Source organism: Chryseobacterium sp. HR92 (assembly GCF_045689405.1).
Classification (GTDB): Bacteria; Bacteroidota; Bacteroidia; order Flavobacteriales; family Weeksellaceae; genus Chryseobacterium; species Chryseobacterium viscerum_A.
In genome coordinates this window covers 3,669,005-3,689,501 of the sequence record NZ_CP139139.1, presented here as the reverse complement: position 1 = coordinate 3,689,501, position 20,497 = coordinate 3,669,005, and the positions used below count along the sequence as shown (strand labels likewise).

Annotated in this window: 20 protein-coding genes; 4 read left to right on the top strand and 16 right to left on the bottom strand. The window is 36.4% G+C overall.

Annotated features, from left to right (window positions below; all coding sequences use genetic code 11):
* Position 1: 1 nt before the first annotated feature.
* Positions 2–1,027 (bottom strand): LysM peptidoglycan-binding domain-containing protein, encoded by a 1,026-nt coding sequence (locus tag SFA27_RS16390; protein WP_407293581.1) that lies wholly within the window; start codon positions 1,025–1,027, stop codon positions 2–4.
* 548 nt (positions 1,028–1,575) lie between these two features.
* Here SFA27_RS16390 and SFA27_RS16385 point away from each other — a divergent pair.
* A complete protein-coding gene (locus SFA27_RS16385) occupies positions 1,576–2,223 on the top strand; it encodes a hypothetical protein (protein WP_407293579.1) in 648 nt (215 codons plus the stop codon).
* A 7-nt stretch (positions 2,224–2,230) separates the two neighbouring features.
* Here SFA27_RS16385 and SFA27_RS16380 read toward each other — a convergent pair whose 3' ends face one another.
* The 9 genes from SFA27_RS16380 to tsaE all read right to left on the bottom strand — a co-directional run bounded on the left by SFA27_RS16380 (position 2,231) and on the right by tsaE (position 9,781).
* Positions 2,231–2,755, bottom strand: coding sequence for a hypothetical protein (locus SFA27_RS16380; RefSeq protein WP_407293576.1), 525 nt, complete (start codon positions 2,753–2,755; stop codon positions 2,231–2,233).
* A 49-nt stretch (positions 2,756–2,804) separates the two neighbouring features.
* Positions 2,805–3,290, bottom strand: coding sequence for a hypothetical protein (locus tag SFA27_RS16375; protein WP_407293573.1), 486 nt, complete (start codon positions 3,288–3,290; stop codon positions 2,805–2,807).
* Between the two features lie 104 nt (positions 3,291–3,394).
* Positions 3,395–5,674: a cation:proton antiporter gene (locus SFA27_RS16370; protein ID WP_047377079.1), complete on the bottom strand. Its 2,280-nt coding sequence runs from the start codon at positions 5,672–5,674 to the stop codon at positions 3,395–3,397.
* A gap of 96 nt (positions 5,675–5,770) precedes the next feature.
* Complete coding sequence (locus SFA27_RS16365; protein WP_407293570.1) at positions 5,771–6,160, bottom strand: hypothetical protein; 390 nt, start codon at positions 6,158–6,160, stop codon at positions 5,771–5,773.
* Between the two features lie 110 nt (positions 6,161–6,270).
* Complete coding sequence (locus SFA27_RS16360; RefSeq protein WP_407293567.1) at positions 6,271–6,981, bottom strand: LytR/AlgR family response regulator transcription factor; 711 nt, start codon at positions 6,979–6,981, stop codon at positions 6,271–6,273.
* On the bottom strand, positions 6,956–7,729 hold the full coding sequence (locus SFA27_RS16355; protein WP_081995478.1) for a histidine kinase: 774 nt from the start codon (positions 7,727–7,729) through the stop codon (positions 6,956–6,958). Before SFA27_RS16355 ends, SFA27_RS16360 begins: the two co-directional genes overlap by 26 nt.
* Positions 7,730–7,744: 15 nt before the next feature.
* Positions 7,745–8,116 (bottom strand): hypothetical protein, encoded by a 372-nt coding sequence (locus tag SFA27_RS16350; protein WP_264518532.1) that lies wholly within the window; start codon positions 8,114–8,116, stop codon positions 7,745–7,747.
* Positions 8,116–9,306, bottom strand: a complete 1,191-nt coding sequence (locus SFA27_RS16345) for an alanine dehydrogenase (protein ID WP_047377074.1) — start codon at positions 9,304–9,306, stop codon at positions 8,116–8,118. Before SFA27_RS16345 ends, SFA27_RS16350 begins: the two co-directional genes overlap by 1 nt.
* Positions 9,307–9,373: 67 nt before the next feature.
* Positions 9,374–9,781 (bottom strand): tRNA (adenosine(37)-N6)-threonylcarbamoyltransferase complex ATPase subunit type 1 TsaE, encoded by a 408-nt coding sequence (gene tsaE, locus SFA27_RS16340; RefSeq protein ID WP_047377073.1) that lies wholly within the window; start codon positions 9,779–9,781, stop codon positions 9,374–9,376.
* A 230-nt stretch (positions 9,782–10,011) separates the two neighbouring features.
* On the opposite strand from tsaE, the gene dnaG reads away from it, so the two are divergent.
* The 3 genes from dnaG to SFA27_RS16325 all read left to right on the top strand — a co-directional run bounded on the left by dnaG (position 10,012) and on the right by SFA27_RS16325 (position 14,638).
* Positions 10,012–12,000 (top strand): DNA primase, encoded by a 1,989-nt coding sequence (dnaG, locus tag SFA27_RS16335; RefSeq protein WP_407293562.1) that lies wholly within the window; start codon positions 10,012–10,014, stop codon positions 11,998–12,000.
* A 112-nt stretch (positions 12,001–12,112) separates the two neighbouring features.
* Positions 12,113–12,799 (top strand): ATP-dependent Clp endopeptidase proteolytic subunit ClpP, encoded by a 687-nt coding sequence (clpP, locus tag SFA27_RS16330; protein ID WP_034726592.1) that lies wholly within the window; start codon positions 12,113–12,115, stop codon positions 12,797–12,799.
* Between the two features lie 570 nt (positions 12,800–13,369).
* Entirely contained in the window at positions 13,370–14,638 is a 1,269-nt protein-coding gene (locus SFA27_RS16325; protein WP_047377071.1) for an esterase-like activity of phytase family protein, read from the top strand.
* Positions 14,639–14,734: 96 nt separating this feature from the next.
* Here SFA27_RS16325 and tpiA read toward each other — a convergent pair whose 3' ends face one another.
* The 6 genes from tpiA to SFA27_RS16295 all read right to left on the bottom strand — a co-directional run bounded on the left by tpiA (position 14,735) and on the right by SFA27_RS16295 (position 20,314).
* Complete coding sequence (gene tpiA / locus SFA27_RS16320) at positions 14,735–15,493, bottom strand: triose-phosphate isomerase (RefSeq protein ID WP_047377070.1); 759 nt, start codon at positions 15,491–15,493, stop codon at positions 14,735–14,737.
* A gap of 115 nt (positions 15,494–15,608) precedes the next feature.
* On the bottom strand, positions 15,609–15,986 hold the full coding sequence (locus SFA27_RS16315; protein ID WP_081995483.1) for a GxxExxY protein: 378 nt from the start codon (positions 15,984–15,986) through the stop codon (positions 15,609–15,611).
* A 40-nt stretch (positions 15,987–16,026) separates the two neighbouring features.
* Positions 16,027–18,153, bottom strand: coding sequence for a S9 family peptidase (locus tag SFA27_RS16310; protein ID WP_407293558.1), 2,127 nt, complete (start codon positions 18,151–18,153; stop codon positions 16,027–16,029).
* Positions 18,154–18,172: 19 nt separating this feature from the next.
* A complete protein-coding gene (locus SFA27_RS16305) occupies positions 18,173–18,520 on the bottom strand; it encodes a TerB family tellurite resistance protein (RefSeq protein ID WP_264518526.1) in 348 nt (115 codons plus the stop codon).
* 116 nt (positions 18,521–18,636) lie between these two features.
* Positions 18,637–19,746, bottom strand: a complete 1,110-nt coding sequence (locus SFA27_RS16300; protein ID WP_407293556.1) for a BT_3928 family protein — start codon at positions 19,744–19,746, stop codon at positions 18,637–18,639.
* Between the two features lies 1 nt (position 19,747).
* Positions 19,748–20,314: a DUF1599 domain-containing protein gene (locus tag SFA27_RS16295; protein WP_047377066.1), complete on the bottom strand. Its 567-nt coding sequence runs from the start codon at positions 20,312–20,314 to the stop codon at positions 19,748–19,750.
* Between the last annotated feature and the right edge of the window lie 183 nt (positions 20,315–20,497).

Here is a 20,497-nt window from a genome sequence, read left to right as displayed (position 1 = left end):
ATTATCCTTGTGTTATGGTGATGTGATGTTGATGAATAAATACTTCTTCATGGCTGAGTAAAACCGAAGCTTTAGCCTGAAGAAGATTCTTATTGTTTGTGTGAGTAGTGTATTCTAATACAATGTTTCCCTGTGCAGGTTCAGACACAGATTCTTTAAGTTTAATACCACGTAAGATCTCCTGTGAAGTACATAACTCTGTGATTTTACCGTTTAGAATAGTCAAAACAGAATCATCATCATCATCATTTGACTGTTCAATATTGAGTTCACACTGTACCGGAAATGAATTCTGCAGAAAATAAAAAGGTTCTTTCCAATTCTTTTTCCTTTGGAACCAATCTATTTTGGGAAACAGAGTCTGAAACAGGAGTGTACTCTTAAGCTGCTGTAAAAAAAACGATTCATCCTGAATATTCCTTTCAAATACATCCATAAAATTTTGAGAAGCTTCACCTATGTAAAAATCCTCAAGTTCTTTGCGTTGTTTGGAAAAAGTATCCGTAATTTTCTTGTGATCTGCAAATCCGGTGATTTTACCCTGTTCATCAATCACAAACTCAAAAGGCATAATACTTTTCATACAGGCAATGGATAAACTGCTTACTTTATCATCAGGTGTATTTCCATTAGATTTAAAATCATTCTGACTGTAGCTCAGAATGTGCCGGGCTGTGTTTCTTTCTTTGCGAAGATTAAGATCAATGATATAATCGATACTAACCGGAGACTCAAACGGAGTTTCAAAAGTTTCATTAACAGCATATGTTTTAGCAAGAAATGAATCTGAAAACTGAGCAGGAAGACTGTTTTTTCTTTCCTGTTCTTTTTCTGTCTCCGTTTTAAAATGGATAGGAACAAAGATACTTTCAACATCGTTAAGGTTTTCAAGCCAAACTTTATCCATGCTTTTACAACAGGAATTGTGAAACAGTTTTAATTCCTCACCAGTCATACCCAACCGGGAAGCGATAGAGGTCAGCGTGTCTCCATTTCGTACCTGATATTGTAAGAAATCAATTTCCATCCAATGTGAATTATCGCATAAAGCTATTAAAAAACTATATTTGAAATTAATTTTTGGGGTTAAATTTTAAAAATTGTAGTAGAATTACGACATGCATTTAAAGCAATCCGCAAAACTACCCTATCAAAAATTCTTTGAATTTTCGCCACCCTCCAGAGGAAGGGAATGTTACGTCTTCAGTTGAGGTTTTTGTCAGAATTGTGACTTTCCAATACTTCAATAATGCAATACGGGCTGGATTCCTACGGAATGACAAACTGTGTGGATAGACGGTCCTTGCAATTGTGTCATTCCGTAGGAATCTGAATAGCCTTTATCGTTGCCTAAGACTTTACAGAATGACAAGCTGTGTGGGTAAGATTGATCATTCCAATTGTGTATTGTAGTAATTTGAGCTGCTATAAGGGTTTCAAAGCTTGTGTACTTTTAAAACAGTTATTTGTAACTTATAACAGGCAAATAAAAACTTTTGTGAATTTGTGGTTTCATAATATTATAGTACAACCAAAAGTTATTATTAATTTTAAAGCTATAAAAAAACAATAAACATGAAAAATAGATTCTTACACGGAGTTTTCATTGTATTGATCAGTTTGGGTTCTGCATATGCTCAGAAGTCCAATGCTCAGTCATCTGTTTTTTTCACCACAAAGGCAAAGGATACTGTAAGAATCAACGAAACATTCAACGAACAGGATACAACAAACAGTAAGAGCTTAAAAAACAGGCTGAAACCTATTCAGGCCAATTTTAAAAGGATCAATTCCATGACAAAATGGACCTCTGTTCAAAAGAAAAATATTGAAGGAGAATCGGCAGAAGGAGGGGAGGCTGCATTTTATTATACAGATAAAGGACTGGAAAAAGTTATTGCCAGAAATTATGGCGAAATGGGGCAGGAACTGATAGAATATTATCTTCTGAACGGACAGCTATCGTTTGTTTTCGAGAAAGATTACAGGTATAACCGACCGCTTTTCTATGATGCTAAAGTAATGAAAGAAAATAATGATACGGAAGCATTTGATTTGAGAAAATCAAAAATTACAATGACCCGAAATTATTTTGAAAACGGAAATGTTATTTTAATCAATGCTACTACGGGACGCGGATATAATTTCAGTGCGGATTATCCCGATGAGCAGGAGAAAAAGATCAAAGAAGATTTTAAAAGGCTTCTGAAACTTATGGATTAAAAGAGTGCTATGGTTTATCTGCTTTGATAATATTAAGTCTTTCTTCAACCTCATTGATTCTTTTGAGCCAATAGTTGATTCCTTCCTGATTGGTCACTGTTTCTTTGAAAGCATTACGGCTTACGGCCCATAGATGTGAGTTGTTCTTTTGATAATCCAGTTCCCGTTCCTTTTTATTTTCAGGCTCTATCCGGTATCTCCAGAATACGAGAGATTTCATATACTCTGAACGAACTTTTTCCAGATAATCAATAATAGCCTTTCGGTCCTGCGGAATATATCCGGGACCAGAGCATCCACATGAATGAAAAGTGATTCCTACCGTATACAAATTGCGGATGTGAGCCCATTGTTTATCGTCATTTTTGGGAGGGGATTTAAAATCGAGTCCCATATTGGCCATCAGGTTTCCGCATTCGGGGCACTTGGCTTCTACCGAGGTTTTAGTATCCCGGTCCACATCTTTTAGGTGGCGGCGTTTGAAAGTTTTCTGGCAGTTGAAACAGGCATAATGTCCTTTGTAAACCATCATGGAGTATCGGCACATACTATGATCTTATTCTTTGGTTATAAGTTATTTTTTATTTGTTTTTATCCTCTTCATTAAAACTGATTCCCATCAGGCTGCTGGCACTTCGCGGATCATATACCGACCATACATTTCCCCAGGGAAACTTGAAGGTGCAGCTTGGGTAAGGTTTTTTCTTTTTTTGGGTTGGAGGGATTTCCAGGATCCGGGTGAGAAAGGTGTTGTTTCTGTGAAAAACGTTCATTTCTTTTTCCTCTGTCCATTCATTCCAGTCTTTGGCATCACCATTTTCCCATGTGTTCATATGGATGGTGTCCAGCTGATCTCCGAAAAAGCACAAACCAAAAGATACCTGATATCCTTTTATTTCTATAGGGTGAAAATAATACCAAAAATACCCGGTTTTTACATCCTGGAAGTTGTGATACTTTTCTTTATAAAAATCAGTCTGCTTCAGCTGATCAAGACTCATCCTCCGATAAAGCTGTGTATTGAAGGTTTTCAGCTCTATAACTCCATTTTCACTGTTAATCAGCATGTCCCAAGAAATTGAAGCTATAAATATACCCGTTTTTTCTTTACAGACAACGAATAATATTTACAGCTTCTTGTAGAAATAGAAATATCGGTGTGTTATTTGGGTTATGGGTTTGAAATTATTAATGTTGAAGGGATATCAGAAAGCCAAAGACTTTTTGTATCAATCAGGTTTTTCCAGCTTTTACTGCTGATCAGCATCAGATCCTGAGAATTCAGAAACTCTTTCTCAATCTTTTTCTCATTGTACAGAGTGATATGATTAGGAGCAACCTGCTCAATACTTCTGATCAGTTCTTTCACCTCAATATTGTTTCGGATCTGTCCTGCAGCATCCAGAATGATAATTTGAGAATTATTATTGTTGATAAGCCTTTTAGCATATTCAAGAAGGTAAAAATCACTCAGATTAAAGATCGGAACAAATACTTTATCTGCTGCTTTAAAATCTTTTTCCACCAAAATTCCCACAGGAATATTGGTTTTGTCCAGAATCTGAAGCGTAAAATCGTCAAAAGGAGAATTGTTGAAAATGTTTCCTTTACCTTTTACCGTATTCAGAAGTTTTTCTGGATTGATGATCTTCGTTGTAAAACCTAGCAAACGACCCAATAAACTTCCTTCATACATGGATTTTCCAAGCATGATGAGCAAAAGATCATAATGCCCTTTATTGGTAATATTAGTGAGATCACTTTCAATATCAGTAGAGGCTTTGAAGAGGGTAGTAACCTCCAGATTAAGATCATGAGAGGTTTCAATCACATTCTGAAATTGTGAATCCTCATACTCGTTGATATCATAGGCATGCATTTCATCTACCGGAGCAATATTCATGGCGGTGATGCTTTTGTTGCCATTCATTTTATGAGTGAAATTGTGAGCCAGTTTTAAGAGAGTACTTCCTGATTCCGGTTTATCAAAAGAGAGAAGAACACGGTACTTGGAATCATTTTCATGAATGGGTTCGTCTTGATTTTTTTTAGATTTAAAAATAAAATTAATAAAGTCTAAGGCAGGCCCTGTCATAAAAGTGGTGAAAAGCGCCATGATCACGAGCATTGCGAAAATTTCAGGGCTTAAAACTCCTAGGTCATATCCAATATTCAGTACGATAAGTTCCATAAGGCCTCTTGTATTCATCAGAGCTCCGATCGTTAAGCTTTCCTTCCAGTTAATCCCTACAAATCTAGCAGTGAGAGCACTTCCAGCAAACTTTCCGAGAACAGCGGTCAGAATAATGAATCCTGCCGTCATCCATAGATGGCTGTCATTCAGAAGTCCGATTTGGGTACGAAGTCCTGTAAATACAAAGAACAACGGTAGCAGAAGCACCAAGGCCACATCCTCTACTTTATCAATAAAAAGCGTACGGAATTTCGTATTCTCCGGCATAATAGCTCCCGCCATAAAAGCACCGAATAACGCATGAATACCAATTACTTCAGTAGCATATGCAGACAAAATCAGTGTCAGAAAGAAAATAGCCACCATAGGCTTGCTGATTGTATTTTTTCCTGCCTGAAGGTCTCCAATTCTTTTCAGAAAAGGTCTGACAATTTTAATCATTAAAAATACATAGGCAATTGCCATAATGATTACATAGATAGAACTGGCGAAAGAACCTGCTTTTACAATGGCAATTACTGCAGCAAGAATACACCATGCAGTAATGTCATCTGCAGCCGCACAGGTAATAACAATAGTTCCAAGTTTGGTTTTCTGTAGGTTTCTCTCCTGCACAATTCTTGCCAGTACCGGAAACGCTGTAATACTCATAGAAATAGCGATGAATAAGGCAAAAGAAGTAAACTGGATACCCTCCGGTGCAAATTCCTGATAAACAAAATAAGAAAGTCCTATTCCCAAAGCAAAAGGAATAATAATACTCGCATGGCTGATGACTACAGCATCATGAGCTTTTTTTCTTAATACACTCAGATCCAGCTCCATTCCTACAATATACATGAAAAGGATAAGACCTATCTGACTCAGAAACTGAAGATTACCTAATGATTCTTTTGGGAAAAGAAATGCTGAAAACTCAGGGAAATACATTCCCACGAGTGATGGCCCCAGCACAATACCTGCAATCATTTCTCCGATTACAGTGGGCTGTTTTATTTTCATACAAATCCACCCGAAAAGCCTTGCTGTCATAATAATTGTGACGATTTGCGCCAATAATAATGCAAGCGGATGGTGAAGGTTGGTTTTAAATGATTCCAGGAAATTCTCCCAGGTAGAGCCGCTGCTGGTTTTAGCAACGATATTTTCTTTTACTTCCAATGTCTGTCCTTCGATAATGAAATAATACATCAGACACGAAAAGACTGCGATGGTAGTAATGTAGAAAATTAAATTTTTGTATTTCCCCAAATTCATGATTCCAATATTTTATGCAAAGTTGATAAGAATATAGTTATGTTAAATACTCTTTTTTTTTAAATGTAATGAATGTTCTAAAAAATGTAATAAAATCTATTTGAATGAATAGCCGAGTCCGAAGCCTATTCTCCAGTTCCCATTCTGATCTGCTGTTTTAGTATTGTAATAAGCCGGGATTTGGAAGGCTATCTTTTTGTATACGACTGCAAAACCTGCGCCCAAAGTAGGCGTAATAGGACTGTTTTTGGTTCCGGAAGAATGGTCTTCTTTAATTCTCAGGGAAGGAAGCATTCCCAATATAAATTTTACATTTTTGTGAGTAAGGTTTATGTTAGGCCCTGTAAAGTTGAGGAAAGCACCATGATCTACATATCCGGCTACTGCTATTCCGTCAAAAAATGAGACCTTCAATTTTGAAGAGGTTTCCTGAGAAAAGCACAAACCGGATATGAGAAGTCCTGCAGCATAGAAACAATTTTTCATTATAAAATCAATTAATTCTATGCAAAGTTAAAGGGATTACCTATTGAAACAGGGGAGTTGTAATGAAGAGCTTATATCCTGTAACGAAACCCTGAAGATTTGAAGAAGATCTATTTCCCGAATAGCTCCATCAAAGAATTTTTATAGGTATCTCCAATCTGAAGTTTCAGAAAAGTGTGGTCTTCAGTGGTGATTGTCGTGATAATTTCGTTGGTTGAAAATACTTTAATGGAAGAAAGTGCAATGATCTCTTTTTTGTTGACCTGAGCAAAATCTTTGGCCGGAAGCATTTCCAGAAGGTTTTTAAAATTCAGGTTTTTTAATACGATGGTAGTTCCGTCGCTGAGGATAATATCTTTATCCCTGCTGTCAATTTCAGAAGTTTTGATATAAGAGATCTGTTCAGTGAATATGACGGTTTTTCCGATATTGGTATTCCATTCAATGAAGTCTTTCTTAGGAGGGTTTTCCACCAGTTCTTTGGCTTTTTCAAAGGCCTGGATCAGTCTTTCTTTTTTAATAGGTTTTCTTACATAATCTACCACATTCAGATCGAAAGCTTCGGCTGCATATTCTTTATAAGCGGTGGTAAAGATTATTTTTTTTGAGCCTGAAATAATTTCAGCCACCTGAAGACCTGTCATTCCGGGCATTTCAATATCCAGAATACACAGATTACAGTCGATGCTGTCTATTTCATTCAGGAAAATTTTGGGATCATTGAATGCTTTTACCACCTCTACATTGTCGATCTGTTCACATAGAAGTTTTAAGTAGCTGATGGCCAGTAATTCATCATCCAGAATAACGCATTTTATCATAGAATTCTCCTAAATTGATTTTTAATTCTGCAGTGAAGACTCCGTTTTTTGAACTTCTTTCCAGCTGGTAGTAAGTGCTGTAAATCATCTTAAGCCTTTGATCAAAAGACTGGCTTCCAAAACCGCTTTTTTCCTTTTCCAAAATATTCTTTAACGAAGCTTTATTGCTTACTTTCATTGTGAAAATTCCGTTTTCAAGCTCCATATAAATGGAAATAAAAGAGTCCTGGGCCAGGAAATCTGTATGTTTGAAGGCATTTTCAATAAGATCCACAGAAATTAGCGGAGCAAATACCTTTTCTTCATACAGAGAATCAGACTTGTTGATCCTTGATTTGATTCTGAAATCGAAAAGAGGATTGATCTTAATTTTATTAATTTCAATAAGACTTAAAGCAAAATTGAGCTCCTCTTTCGGGCTGACATACTTATTGTTGCTTTCGTATAAAATATAGTCCAGCACATTGGCCAGTTTATCCAGCGACATATACGTTTGATAAGCATGAGACTGAACCGAATTGAGAATGTTTTTAAACAAGTGAGGGTTCAGCTTTGTCCCAATATGCTCCAGCCGGACTTCATTTAGACGCTGTTCAATAAGTTTGTTGGTTTCCGATAATTTGGTATTTCTCTGTTTCAGCTTCTGATTCTGGCTGAAAAGATAAATACTGGTGGTGAGAAACAGGAAAATGGCAAAAACTCCGATGAATATCAGATAATCATGAATCATGTAGTAATTGCCGTCCATACTATGGTATTAAAACTATTTAAGCTTTTTAAGACCGTTTACCATCACTGTTTCTTCACATTTTTCATAAGTGATTTCGTAAGACGGATTTTTTTCAGGATAGGTTAAAAGATAGCTTGGACAAGGTTTCTGTTGTGCATGGCTGCGGTCAAAATCTACTTTCCCTTTGGTAATGATACTGTCTTTTATAAACTTCTCATCAATCTTGTAGGCTGCCATTGCATTTTTAGCTTCTTCAGAATATTTGAATTCTTTGGAAAGACTTTCAGCAATGACACGGCTGTTAGGTAAATAGCCGCTGCAGCTTGCCCCTTTTTTGTTTAAAATAAAAAATACAAGTAAAAGCCCCGGAATGAAGCCTATTGCATAAAATTTCAGTTTTTTCATTAGAAAATTAAAAGATTGATATCGTGGTACGTAAGTCCGAAACGGTCGCAGATGATCTTCTTGGTATGTCTTCCTTTGTACATATATAAGCTCTGCTTCATTTCGTTTTTGCGGATCAGCATGTTTTCAAAGCCGCCCTCTTCGTCATAATTTAAAATATAGGAAAGGAAGAAATTCGAGATTGCCTTCGTAGTGGTTCTCGGCATTCTTGAGGTAAGGTTCGGAAGTCCGCAGTGGATAACACCGTGTTTGATGACATAAGGATCTTCCATGGTAGTAAGCTCTGACGTTTCAATAACTTTACCGTTATCTATGGTAATATCAATAATGACACTTCCTTTTTTCATTTTCATCACCATATCTTCAGTGACGATAGGCGTCATATTCAATCTTGGAAGAGCTCCTATCACTACATCAGCACGTCTTAAGCTTTTGCTGAGTTCTTTAGGATCAATAATGGAAGTCGGTACACGGCTGTCAACAATCGTATGAAGTCTTCTCAGCTTTGATAGAGAGTTATCGAAAACCTTTACGCTGGCTCCTAAGCCAATGGCAGCTTTCGTAGCAAATTCACCTACAATTCCGGCTCCAAGAATCACTACTTCTGCAGGTCTCACTCCTGTGATCCCTCCAAGCATTAATCCGTTTGATAAAGCCAATAACTCTGAAGCATATAAAATAGAAACAGTTCCTGCAATTTCCCCGATTAATCTTACCAGTGCCAGCTGTTTGTATTCATCAACGATAAATTCAAAAGCAATGGCATTTATTTTTTTCTCTGCAAGCTTTAAGAAATATTCCTTGTCTCTAAGGTTGATCTGAAGTGCCGAAACCAGATAAGTATTAGGTTTCATATACTCAATTTCGTCTTCAGTAGGAGGGTTGATTTTCAGAATAAGATCCTGCCCGAAAGCTTCTTTAGGATCATTAGTGATCTTTGCTCCTGATTCGGAATATTGTAAATCTGTAAAAAACGAACCTTCCCCGGACCCGGATTCTATAATGATCTCATGGCCGTGTTCTACCAACACCTGTACGGCGTCAGGAGTAATGCAGGTTCTCCTTTCGTTGAGACAGGTCTCTTTAGGAATTCCAATACTAAACTGTTTCCCCTTTTTAATAACCTCCAATTTTTCCTCTTTCGGCATTAATTCTTCTTCTGTGAAAGGAGTAAAAATATTTGTACTCATCCTTAAATTAAATTATGTCTTACAGATTGTTATTTACACTCAATTAATGAGCAAAGATACATAATATTTAATCGAATGAAACTTCTCTGTTTTCACCCGTGTTCACAATACTCATTGTGTGATAGTTGAGACCGTAAAGCTCCTCTTCATACACTTCCGGCCACTCGATAATGCATAGAAAAGAGTTGTCCAGATACTCTTCAATCCCGATATCATAGACTTCTTCAATGTTTTTTAAGCGGTAAAGATCAAAATGATATACTTTTCCTTTTTCAGTATTGTATTCATTCACAATAGAATAAGTAGGAGAGTTTACTTCATCTTTGCTGCCCATATTTTTAAGCAGAAATTGTGTAAAAGTAGTTTTCCCGGCTCCCAGATTTCCCTTTAATAAAAGGATATTATGTTTTAATTCCGGAATGATGCTATCAACAACTTCCTGCCAGTCTTCGATTGTATGTATAGTGAACTGCATATGCTAATTTGTTTTGCAAAAATAATGATTTATGAGTTTTTAATGAGAGATTAGAAGCTGAAAATTAGAAATTAGTGGTTAGAAGCTAGAAGCTGGAAGTTAGAGCCCACACTATCAAACCCCAACACGAGGTAACCGTAGAAACTCTTTCCTCAAACACTCTCTAACCCTAAAACCCTCTAACTCTCAAACTCATCCAACTTCTCCATAAAAATACTTAATTTTACAGCATGATTTCCAAACAGACCATTGATAAAATATTCTCCACGATCCGCGTTGAAGAGATTGTGGGTGAATACGTGCAGTTGAAAAGAGCAGGGTCTAACTTTAAAGGGCTCAGTCCGTTTCATGAAGAAAAATCTCCAAGTTTTGTGGTTTCACCAAGCAAACAGATCTGGAAGGATTTCTCAACCGGAAAGGGAGGAACCGCAATTTCTTTCCTGATGGAAATTGAGAACTTTACTTATCCTGAAGCCCTTCGCCATGCGGCAAAAAAGTATGGAATTGAAATTGAAGAGGATCTGCGTGAAATTTCTGAAGAAGCAAAGAATGCACAGACCGAAAAAGATCTTTTATATAAAATTCATGAGGTTGCCAATACTTATTTCCAGGAAATTCTTTGGGATGATCAGGAAGGGAGAAGTATAGGTCTTTCTTATTTTAAAGAAAGAGAGCTTAAGGACGATATTATCAGAAAGTTCCAGCTGGGATATTCTCCTGAAAAGAAGAATGCCTTTACTGCTTATGCGCTGGAAAAAGGATATAACAAAGATATTCTTGAGAAGTCCGGACTTTCTATTTTCCCTGAAAATACACCTGCAGGAGTAGACCGCTTCAGGGAACGTGTGATTTTCCCTATTCACAGTTTTTCCGGAAGGGTTTTGGGTTTTGGGGCAAGGATTCTTAAAAATAATGTTAAGACTGCAAAATACCTCAATTCGCCGGAAACGGAGATTTATCATAAATCCAATGTTCTTTATGGATTAAACCAAAGTAAGCAGGCGATTTTAAGAAAGAACGGTTGTCTTTTGGTGGAAGGATATATGGATGTGATTTCACTTCATATGTCTGGAATTGAAAATGTGGTGGCCAGTTCCGGAACGTCTTTGACAACGGAGCAGATCAAGCTGATTAAGAGACTTACAGAAAACGTAACCATTCTTTTTGACGGTGATAATGCCGGTATCAAAGCCAGTTTCCGAAGTATTGATATGCTGCTGACTGAAGGAATGAATATCCGTGTATTGCTTTTCCCTGATGGAGATGATCCGGATTCATTTGCAAGAAAACATCCGCAGGAATATGTAGAAAAGTATATAGAAAATGAAGCGATGGATTTTATCGACTTCAAAGCGGAAATTCTGTTGAGGGATGTTGGCAATGACCCTATTAAAAAAGCAGAAGCGATAAGGGATATCGTAAAATCTGTTTCCTTTGTACAGAATGCACTGAAAAGAGAAGTTTACCTTAAGGAGGTTTCCAATAAATTCGGACTTTCTGAGCAAAGTCTTTTCAATGAGCTTGATGTTCAGAAGCAGATTACACAGAATCAGACCCATCATGTTCAGCAACAGCAGAAGGAAAAAGCAGCAGCTCCGAAGATGGAAATTGTTCCTCTGGAAAAAGAAAAAGAGGATCCTTTCCTATTTGATGTGCTGTTTATGGAGAATAAACTTGTTGAACACATGCTGGCATTTGGGGATATTATTCTGAAACGTAGAAATGAACAAGGTGAGGAATATCAGATTACAGTCATTGAGGAAATTCTTCATCATTTTGAAGAAGAGCAGTATGCATTTTTAGTCAAAGGCAATGAAATCATTATCACTCAGGTGAGGGAAGGAATTCAGAAAGATGAGCTCAGAAGTGGAAACTTTTTTGTATCTTTTATGGATGAAGAGATTACCACAAAGGTTGTGGATGCTTTGATTCCTTTGGATGATCTTGAAAACTGGGCTTCCAGAAATATTTATCCTCCCAATTACGGGGATAAAGTGGCAGATCAGATCCAGGGAGATGTTTTATTGCATAAATACAGATATATTGATTACTTAATCACAGAAACAGATAAAGAGCTAGACGTGTACAGGGATAGTGATGAAGTAAAGTACTATGAGCTTATCAAGAAAATTACCTTATTGAAACAGGCTTCGATGCGATTGAGTAATATCATCGAATATTCACCTATCAAAGGGATCTATGGAGATAGGAGAAGATAGTTTTTAAGTCAGTTTTTTTACTATTCTGTGACAAAAAGTCCTATAAAATTTTAGGAATAAATATTGTAATTTAAACTTTGAGAATAATATAAAAATAATACATAATAGAAATATGGACATTAAAAAGGATTTCAGAGATTTCTCTGTAAAACATTTAGGAAACAACGGTTTGGTTACCGATCAGTATATGGGAATGTATGGCCCAACGAATCTTACTCCGTACATCATGGAAGAAAGAAGATTAAACGTTGCTCAGATGGACGTTTTCTCCCGTCTGATGATGGACAGAATTATCTTCCTGGGAACAGGTATTGATGATCAGGTGGCAAATATCGTTACGGCACAGCTTTTATTCTTGGAAAGCGCAGACCCGTCAAAAGATATTCAGATCTATATCAACTCTCCTGGTGGAAGTGTTTATGCAGGTTTAGGTATTTATGACACGATGCAGATCATTAAGCCGGATGTAGCAACAATCTGTACGGGTATGGCTGCTTCAATGGGAGCTGTATTATTGGTTGCAGGAGAAAAAGGAAAACGTTCTGCGCTTAAGCATTCAAGAGTAATGATTCACCAGCCTTCAGGAGGTGCTCAGGGAGTTGCTTCTGATATGGAGATCAACTTGAGAGAGATGCTGAAACTGAAGCAGGAACTTTATGAAATCATTGGTCACCACTCAGGACAAACTTACGAGTGGGTAGAAAAATCTTCTGACAGAGATTACTGGATGACTTCTGAAGAAGCTAAAGGTTACGGGATGGTAGATGAGGTTTTACAAAGATCTACAGAGAAAAAATAATTGATTGTAAAATCATAAGAAACCGCACTAATTTGGTGCGGTTTTTTTGTTGAATTAATTTTGGATTTTAAACTGTATTGACTGTTTAGATTCCCACGAATGACACAATTGGAATAATGTATTATCCATACAGTTTGTCATTCCGTAGGAATCCAGCCACCATCACTAATGAAGAAATACATCAGAGAAAATCTACAATCCAGACCATATTCTCAGCTGAAGACGTAAGAATTCCCATCCCTTTGGAGGGGTGGCGAAAATTCAAAGAATTTTTGACGGGGTGGTTTTCCATGTCCTCATAAAAAAGACGCAGTCATTGGCTGCGTCAAATCTTCGATTTCTGATACAGATTGAAGATCTGCGCATGTTGTATCTTTTTTCGGATGTCCCAAAAATCTATTTTCAAATTAATTAATGATTAAATAAGATTATTGGGTTTTCGCCTTTAAACTCTCTGTTTTTTCTGTTTATATTCAATTCATTTTGTAGTTCCATTGTTAAAATACAATTATTATTATATTCAACATCAGTTTATAATCAATCTCTATTTTCGCAGCCATAAAAGTGAATATGAAAAAATTACTATTGTCTGTTGTAGTGCTGGCAGTATTGGCTTCATGTAAAAGTGATGATGATACCACAATAATTAATCAGGATATTAATTATTCCAAACTACCACAGGAATTTCCCTTTACAAAACTGGCTACCATAAACGGAGTAGATGTCATTAATGGCGGATTTGGTTCCGGAGCAGCCGCTCATCCTACAAGAAAAGGCGAATTCTATGTCATTACAGACAGAGGACCTAATACCGATTTCCAGAACGGGAAAAAATTTCTTGCTCCTAATTTTACGCCTACCATTATGCATTTTAAAATCAATGCTGATGGAAATGTAGAGGTGATCAAATATATTAAACTTAAAAATCCATCAGGACAACCTATTACAGGACTTCCAAACCCTGTCGGAATGGGAAGTACAGGGGAAATAGCCTATGATGCATCCGGAAATGTTTTAGGAACAGATAAATATGGATTAGACAGTGAAAGTATTGTGGCAGCTGCTGATGGTACATTCTGGGTTTCTGATGAATATGGACCGCACATCGTACATTATAGTGCTGACGGGATGGAGATGGAAAGAATAAGCCCGATAGGTGTAAATACCGGACCAAGAAAGTTGCCTGCCGTTTTAGCGAAAAGAAGAGCCAACAGAGGAATGGAAGGACTTTGTATAACTCCGGATGGGAGAACATTGGTAGGTACAATGCAATCGATGATGTTTGTTCCTAGTAAAACATTGGCTACCAATACTACTTTAACGAGAATTGTCACATTTGATATTATTACAGGGCAGACCAAGCAGTTTTTATACAAGCAGGATGGTGGGGCTTCTGATTCGGTGTGTGATATTACAGCATTAAGTAACAATGAATTTCTGGTGATAGAAAGAGACGGAAATTTCGGATCTCAGGGAGGAATAAAAAAAGTATACAGAATCAATCTGAACAATGCTTCCGATGTGAACGGAGCGGATATCAATGCAGTAGACGGAATGAAAATTAATGGGAAAGCTTTAGAACAGTGTTCATGGGATGAAATTACCAATGCAGGGATAAAAGCTGTTTCAAAAACATTAGCCGTAGATCTGGTTGCAAAACTGGGCTACGAACATGATAAATTTGAGGGAATTGTTTATTTAGGAAATAATAAACTGGCTGTTTTCAATGATGATGACTTTGGAGTAGTGGATGATGGAAACGGAAATCCTAAAGCCAAAATTTTACCTAAAACAGGTAAAGTAGACAAAGGAACTATGTATGTAGTCGATATTCAATAATTAGATTTTTTTAACGAAAAACGGCGACATCTTCGATGTCGCCGTTTTTATGTATCAATAGGAACAGACTTTATCCGAAACCTTTTATTTTTAATATTAATTAAAACCTTCAATAATCTTAGAGAAATCCTCTAGTTTCAAAGCTGCCCCTCCAATCAGACCTCCGTCGATATCCGGCTGAGAGAAGATTTCTTTTGCATTGTCTGGTTTTACAGACCCTCCGTAAAGGATTGAAATTTCATCAGCAACTTCCTGTCCGTATTTTGCAGCGATGATACTTCTGATGTGTGCATGAATTTCCTGAGCCTGCTCCGGAGTTGCTGTTTCTCCTGTTCCGATCGCCCAAACCGGTTCATAAGCAATCACTACCTTCTTAATTTCTTCAGCAGAAAGTGTGAAAAGTGCTACTTCAGTCTGATTTTTTACTACTTCAAGGTGTTGTCCTGCTTTTCTCTGCTCAAGAGTTTCCCCGTTACAGTAAACAGGAATAAGACCTTTGTCAAGAGCTAATTTGATTTTTCTGTTACAGTGGGAATCTGTTTCTCCGTGATACTGTCTTCTTTCAGAATGTCCGATTAATGAACCGGTAGCATCAATAGATTCTAACATATCTGCAGAAATTTCTCCTGTATAAGCACCACTTTCATGCTCACTCATATCCTGAGAAAATACCCCGATTTCGTCCTTTTCAAAGATGTCTTTTGCCATCATTAAATATAATGAAGGTGGAGCAATCCAAACCTCACAGTTCGTAGCATTGTTGTTTTTATAGCTTAGTAACTGAATCATCAATTGTTGTGCATCAATTACATTTTTGTTCATTTTCCAGTTGCCTGCAACTATTTTTCTTCTCATAAGATTTAAATATAGATTTATTTATTTTTAATTTTTCTTTTGCAAAATCTGCGAGGCTCTTTTTTATTCTCGCAGATTTGTTTGATTTAGCAGATTAATTTAACCTAATTACATATTATAGGTTATTTACAACTCTCTTAATATTGTCTAAAATATTAGAAGTATTAAAATTTATAAGTAGTCCTAATTTTCTATCAGATAATTTTAAATAAGTATATAATTGTTTATAATGAACGTTATCTAACTCTTTTATTGATTTTAGTTCTAAAATAACTTTATCTTCTACTAAAATGTCAATTTTAAAATTAATATCAAATTTTTTATTGTCATAATATACCGGAAGTACTACTTCAGATTTGACACTTAAACCATTTTCTTCCAGTTCGTAAATCAGTATTTTTTGATATACAGATTCAAGTAAACCAGGGCCTAACTGATTATATACATTGAAAACACACTTTCGTATAATATATGAAATTTCATTTTCTGTTATTAATATAAATCTGCGTTATCTGCAAAATCTGCGAGGCTTTCTATTTAGTAATCCCTTCTAGTTTAAACATGAAAGCATACACCAAAGCCAGATCCTTCAGATAATCAAACCTTCCTGAAGCACCACCATGGCCATAAGCCATATCTGTTTTTAATAACAATACATTTTTATCCGTTTTCATATCTCTAAGTTTAGCAACCCATTTAGCAGGTTCAAAATATTGAACCTGAGAATCATGTAATCCTGTTGTTACCAAAAGATTCGGATAGTTTTTCTTCTCAATATTTTCATATGGAGAATAAGATTTCATATAGAAGTATGCCTCTTTATTGTTCGGATTTCCCCATTCGTCATATTCATTGGTCGTCAATGGAATGCTGGTGTCAAGCATCGTATTTACTACATCTACGAACGGAACCTGTGAAATAACACCATTCCATAGATTGGGGCTCATATTGGTCACTGCACCCATCAAAAGACCTCCTGCACTTCCTCCCTGAGCATACAGGTGTTTAGGTGAAGTATATTTTTCTTTAACCAGATATTCTCCGGAATCAATGAAATCGGTAAACGTGTTTTTCTTTTTCATCATTTTTCCGTCTTCATACCACTGTCTTCCCATTTCCTGGCCTCCTCGGATATGGGCAATAGCATAAGCAAAACCTCTGTCCAAAAGACTTAATCTGTTGCTGTTGAAAGTGACATCCATAGAACTTCCGTAAGAGCCGTAAGCGTAGAGTAGAAGTGGACTGTTTCCGTCTTTTTTGAATCCCTTTTTATAAACAATAGAGATCGGAATTTTTGTTCCGTCTTTAGCCTTAGCAAAAAGTCTTTCGGTAGTATAATTGTCTTTGTTATAACCTCCAAGAACTTCCTGTTGTTTCAAAAGAGTTCTTTTCCCTGTTTTCAAATCCTGCTCATACTGAGAACTTGGCGTGATCATGGAAGTATATCCAAAACGGAAATTATCGGTATTATATTCAGGATTTCCTGATGAATACACCGTGTATACGGGCTCATCGAATTTCAGGAATTCCTTTTTACCTGTTTTTCTATCGTAGACAGACAATTGAGAAAGCCCGTTCTGTCTTTCATTGAAAACCAGATAGTTTTTAAATGCATTAATACCTTCCATCAGAACATCATTCCTGTGCGGAATAAAATCTTTCCAGTTTTCAACACCTGTTTTGTCTAAAGGCGTTTCTACAATTTTGAAGTTAAGAGCATCTTTATTGGTTCTGATCAAAAATTTATCTTCCAGTGGTGTAACGGTATACAGAACATTCTTCATTCTTGGTTGGAAAACATTGAATGTTCCATCAGCCTGATCAGCATTCAGGTATTTTGTTTCAGAAGAAGTGGTAGACCCTGAGTGGATCAGGATAAATTTTTCATTCTTGGATTTATATACCGAAATAAAATTGGTTTTATCCTTCTCTTCATACACTGTTACGTCCTTACCGGAATCAGTTCCCAGCGTATGTCTTTTGATCTTTTCAGATAAAAGGGTCTCCGGATTATTCTCTGTATAGAAAATGGTTTTGTTATCGTTAGCCCATGTTGCAGAACCTCCTGTATTTTTAATGCCAAGATCAGTCGTTTTACCTGTAGAAAGATCTTTTAAGAACAATTTATATTGTCTTCTGGAAATATCATCCACTCCATAGATCATTTTGGTATTATCCGGGCTGATGCTAAAGCCTGAAGCAGCATAATATGAATGACCTTCTGCCATTTTATCTACATCCAGAAGAATTTCTTCAGGGGCAGTAAGACTGCCTTTTTTTCTGCAGTATTTAAAATATTGTTTTCCTGCTTCCGTACGGCTATAATAATAATATCCGTTTTTGAAAACCGGTACAGATTCGTCTTTTTCTTTGATTCTGGCTTTCATTTCCTGGAAAAGCTTTTCTCTGAAAGGATCTGTGTCTTTCATCATGCCTTCCCAATACGTGTTTTCGGCCTTTAAATAATCAACGACCTTGGTAGAATCTTTTCCTTTCTTAAAATAATCAATCATCCAATAATACGGATCATTGACTTTGTCTCCGTGGATTTCTCTGATATGTTCCTGCTTTTCTGCAACAGGACCTTTCAAATCCGGAAATTTTTGAGACTGAAATGTTGATGCACTCATTACTAATAGTCCTAGATAAATTTTTTTCATGGTTTTTTGTTTTTTTATGCTATAATCCCCAAAGATTTTTCAGCAGAACGTAAAACGTATGCTCCTCTTCAGTTACTTTGTTATCAGCTTTAATCAGTGATTTAGCAAACTGAACAAACTTTACACGTTCATCCTCTGTAGAATCTTCATGGAAACATCTTGCATGGAATTCAAAATGGTCTTTCCATTCTTCAGGCTGTAAAAGGGCCAGTGTCTCCAGTTCATTGTCAAGATTCATTCTGAACGGAAATTCATCCGCCATGTATTGCTGTATCAGCATTCCTTCCTCAGGAGCAAACTCTCCGTCTACAGAAGAAAGAATCATTAATAAGTGATATCCGGCGATTGATTTATTTGATTTTTGCATGAGCTGTTGTATGTTTAAATTTGATAGTTGATAGTTGATAGTTGATAGTTGATAGTTGATAGTTGATAGTTGAGCTGCGATTATTTCTCGTAAATACTTCCTTCTATCATTTATAATTAATTAACGTAGTCCTTCGCAGGCTGTTTGTCTATAATTTTTCCATTTTCAAGAATCAGTACAAATGGGTTGCTTCTTGCTATGGTTTTGATGGCAGTTCCGTCCATCATGGCATTTTTAATGGTTTTAAAAGTATTTGGATAAGTAGAAATTCCATAGATAAGAGCTCCTTTTTGCGTATTTACTTTAGCTTCCACCTTCTGAAGCAGATCAGCAGGAACATCTTTTGGATGGTAGGAGAATACTAAAACAGCTTTTGGAGCGTTGATAATTTCATTCGTAACCTCCATTCCTGTAGGATCTTCAATCTTAAATTTCACGATTTCAGATTTGTAACCTTCTTTGATCAGTACAGATTCATTTTTTCCTTCTTCAATTTTCCATGGAGAACCTTCTGCCCAGTATTCTGTTTTTTTGATATAATCATCCTGATTTACCTTTATAACAGCTCCTGTTTTCTGATTTTTCAGAGAGTAAAAAGTTTTATATTCGGAAGGATTTTTTTCAATTTTTCCTTTTTCAGCTTTAATATCTGTTCCTATTTTATAATCACGGAAATCAATGATTGGTTCATGCATAATTCCTTGTGCCATAACGTAAATCATACCCAGGGAAAAGACCGTTAGAAGGATGTATTTGAATGTATTGGAAGACTCTTTCTGAGTAATTCCATACTCATCTTTTTTACGGAAATCTTTTCTGTACAGAACAAAAAGGATAATCAGTCCTACAAGAAGCACAACATCCTTAAGAAAGCTCTGCCATGGGGTAAACTTGATGGCATCTCCAAAACATCCACAGTCTGTTACCACATTGAAATAAGCTGAATAGAATGTAAGAAATCCAAAGAAAACACAAAGTGCTATTAATATAGATAAGGTAAATTTAAGCTTTAATTTAAGCAGCATCATAAATCCAAGGAAAAGCTCCAGTACCACCACAATAATGGAAAACAGCAGGGCAAACTTTTCTAAAAACGGCATGTTGAAAACAGGAGGAGCAAAATATTCTTCCATTTTGAAAGAAAAACCTACCAGATCCACGGCTTTCACAAAGCCTGAAAGGATAAAAATAACAGCAATAATAAAGCGTAATAAACCTTTGAGCATATTAAATATTTTTGGGTTCGAATTGATTTTCTTTTTCTGAGAACTTGATCAGGCAGAAGACAGCATAATTCAGCATATCGAAATAGTTGGCATCAAGCCCTTCCGAAACGATTGTTTTTCCCTGATTGTCCTCAATCTGTTTAGTTCTTAATACTTTCTGATAAATAAGATCCGTGATCGAAGAGATTCTCATATCCCTCCATGCCTCACCATAATCATGGTTTTTTCTTTCCATTAAAGCCTTCGCTTCGTTGGAATATTTGTCATACAGACCTAAAATTTCTTCTTTATTTTCATTGAAATCATTGGAAAGACCTTTCTCCAGCTGAATAAGCCCAATGATAGAGTAGTTCACAATGGCGATAAATTCATCTTCCTCGCTCTCATCCACCATTTTTTTATCAGTCATCTGCAGCGTACGGATTCTATTAACTTTAATATAAATCTGATCTGTAATGGAACTTGGTCTTAAAACCCTCCATGCTGCACCATAATCCTGTAATTTTTTACCGAAAAGATCACGGCACTGACTGATAACTTTCTCGAACTGTACTGATGTTTTTAGCATAAATTTTCTTAATCTTCCAAATATACGAATTCGGTTTTAGATTTTTGAATTTGATGAGCTGAGTTTGTGTGTGAGAGGGTTTGAGGGTGGGAGAGTTTGAGCGTGGGAGCGTTTCGGGGTCTGGGTTTCGAGTTGTTGAGTTTTAGAGTAAGAGGGTTTTAGAGTAAGAGGGTTTTAGGGTTA

Bases quoted from the DNA above. Each gene is read 5' to 3' on its own strand.
- SFA27_RS16390 (WP_407293581.1), bottom strand. From the start codon at position 1,027: ATGGAAATTGATTTCTTACAATATCAGGTACGAAATGGAGACACGCTG.
- SFA27_RS16385 (WP_407293579.1), top strand. From the start codon at position 1,576: ATGAAAAATAGATTCTTACACGGAGTTTTCATTGTATTGATCAGTTTG.
- SFA27_RS16380 (WP_407293576.1), bottom strand. From the start codon at position 2,755: ATGATGGTTTACAAAGGACATTATGCCTGTTTCAACTGCCAGAAAACT.
- SFA27_RS16375 (WP_407293573.1), bottom strand. From the start codon at position 3,290: ATGCTGATTAACAGTGAAAATGGAGTTATAGAGCTGAAAACCTTCAAT.
- SFA27_RS16370 (WP_047377079.1), bottom strand. From the start codon at position 5,674: ATGAATTTGGGGAAATACAAAAATTTAATTTTCTACATTACTACCATC.
- SFA27_RS16365 (WP_407293570.1), bottom strand. From the start codon at position 6,160: ATGAAAAATTGTTTCTATGCTGCAGGACTTCTCATATCCGGTTTGTGC.
- SFA27_RS16360 (WP_407293567.1), bottom strand. From the start codon at position 6,981: ATGATAAAATGCGTTATTCTGGATGATGAATTACTGGCCATCAGCTAC.
- SFA27_RS16355 (WP_081995478.1), bottom strand. From the start codon at position 7,729: ATGGACGGCAATTACTACATGATTCATGATTATCTGATATTCATCGGA.
- SFA27_RS16350 (WP_264518532.1), bottom strand. From the start codon at position 8,116: ATGAAAAAACTGAAATTTTATGCAATAGGCTTCATTCCGGGGCTTTTA.
- SFA27_RS16345 (WP_047377074.1), bottom strand. From the start codon at position 9,306: ATGAGTACAAATATTTTTACTCCTTTCACAGAAGAAGAATTAATGCCG.
- tsaE (WP_047377073.1), bottom strand. From the start codon at position 9,781: ATGCAGTTCACTATACATACAATCGAAGACTGGCAGGAAGTTGTTGAT.
- dnaG (WP_407293562.1), top strand. From the start codon at position 10,012: ATGATTTCCAAACAGACCATTGATAAAATATTCTCCACGATCCGCGTT.
- clpP (WP_034726592.1), top strand. From the start codon at position 12,113: ATGGACATTAAAAAGGATTTCAGAGATTTCTCTGTAAAACATTTAGGA.
- SFA27_RS16325 (WP_047377071.1), top strand. From the start codon at position 13,370: ATGAAAAAATTACTATTGTCTGTTGTAGTGCTGGCAGTATTGGCTTCA.
- tpiA (WP_047377070.1), bottom strand. From the start codon at position 15,493: ATGAGAAGAAAAATAGTTGCAGGCAACTGGAAAATGAACAAAAATGTA.
- SFA27_RS16310 (WP_407293558.1), bottom strand. From the start codon at position 18,153: ATGAAAAAAATTTATCTAGGACTATTAGTAATGAGTGCATCAACATTT.
- SFA27_RS16305 (WP_264518526.1), bottom strand. From the start codon at position 18,520: ATGCAAAAATCAAATAAATCAATCGCCGGATATCACTTATTAATGATT.
- SFA27_RS16300 (WP_407293556.1), bottom strand. From the start codon at position 19,746: ATGCTCAAAGGTTTATTACGCTTTATTATTGCTGTTATTTTTATCCTT.
- SFA27_RS16295 (WP_047377066.1), bottom strand. From the start codon at position 20,314: ATGCTAAAAACATCAGTACAGTTCGAGAAAGTTATCAGTCAGTGCCGT.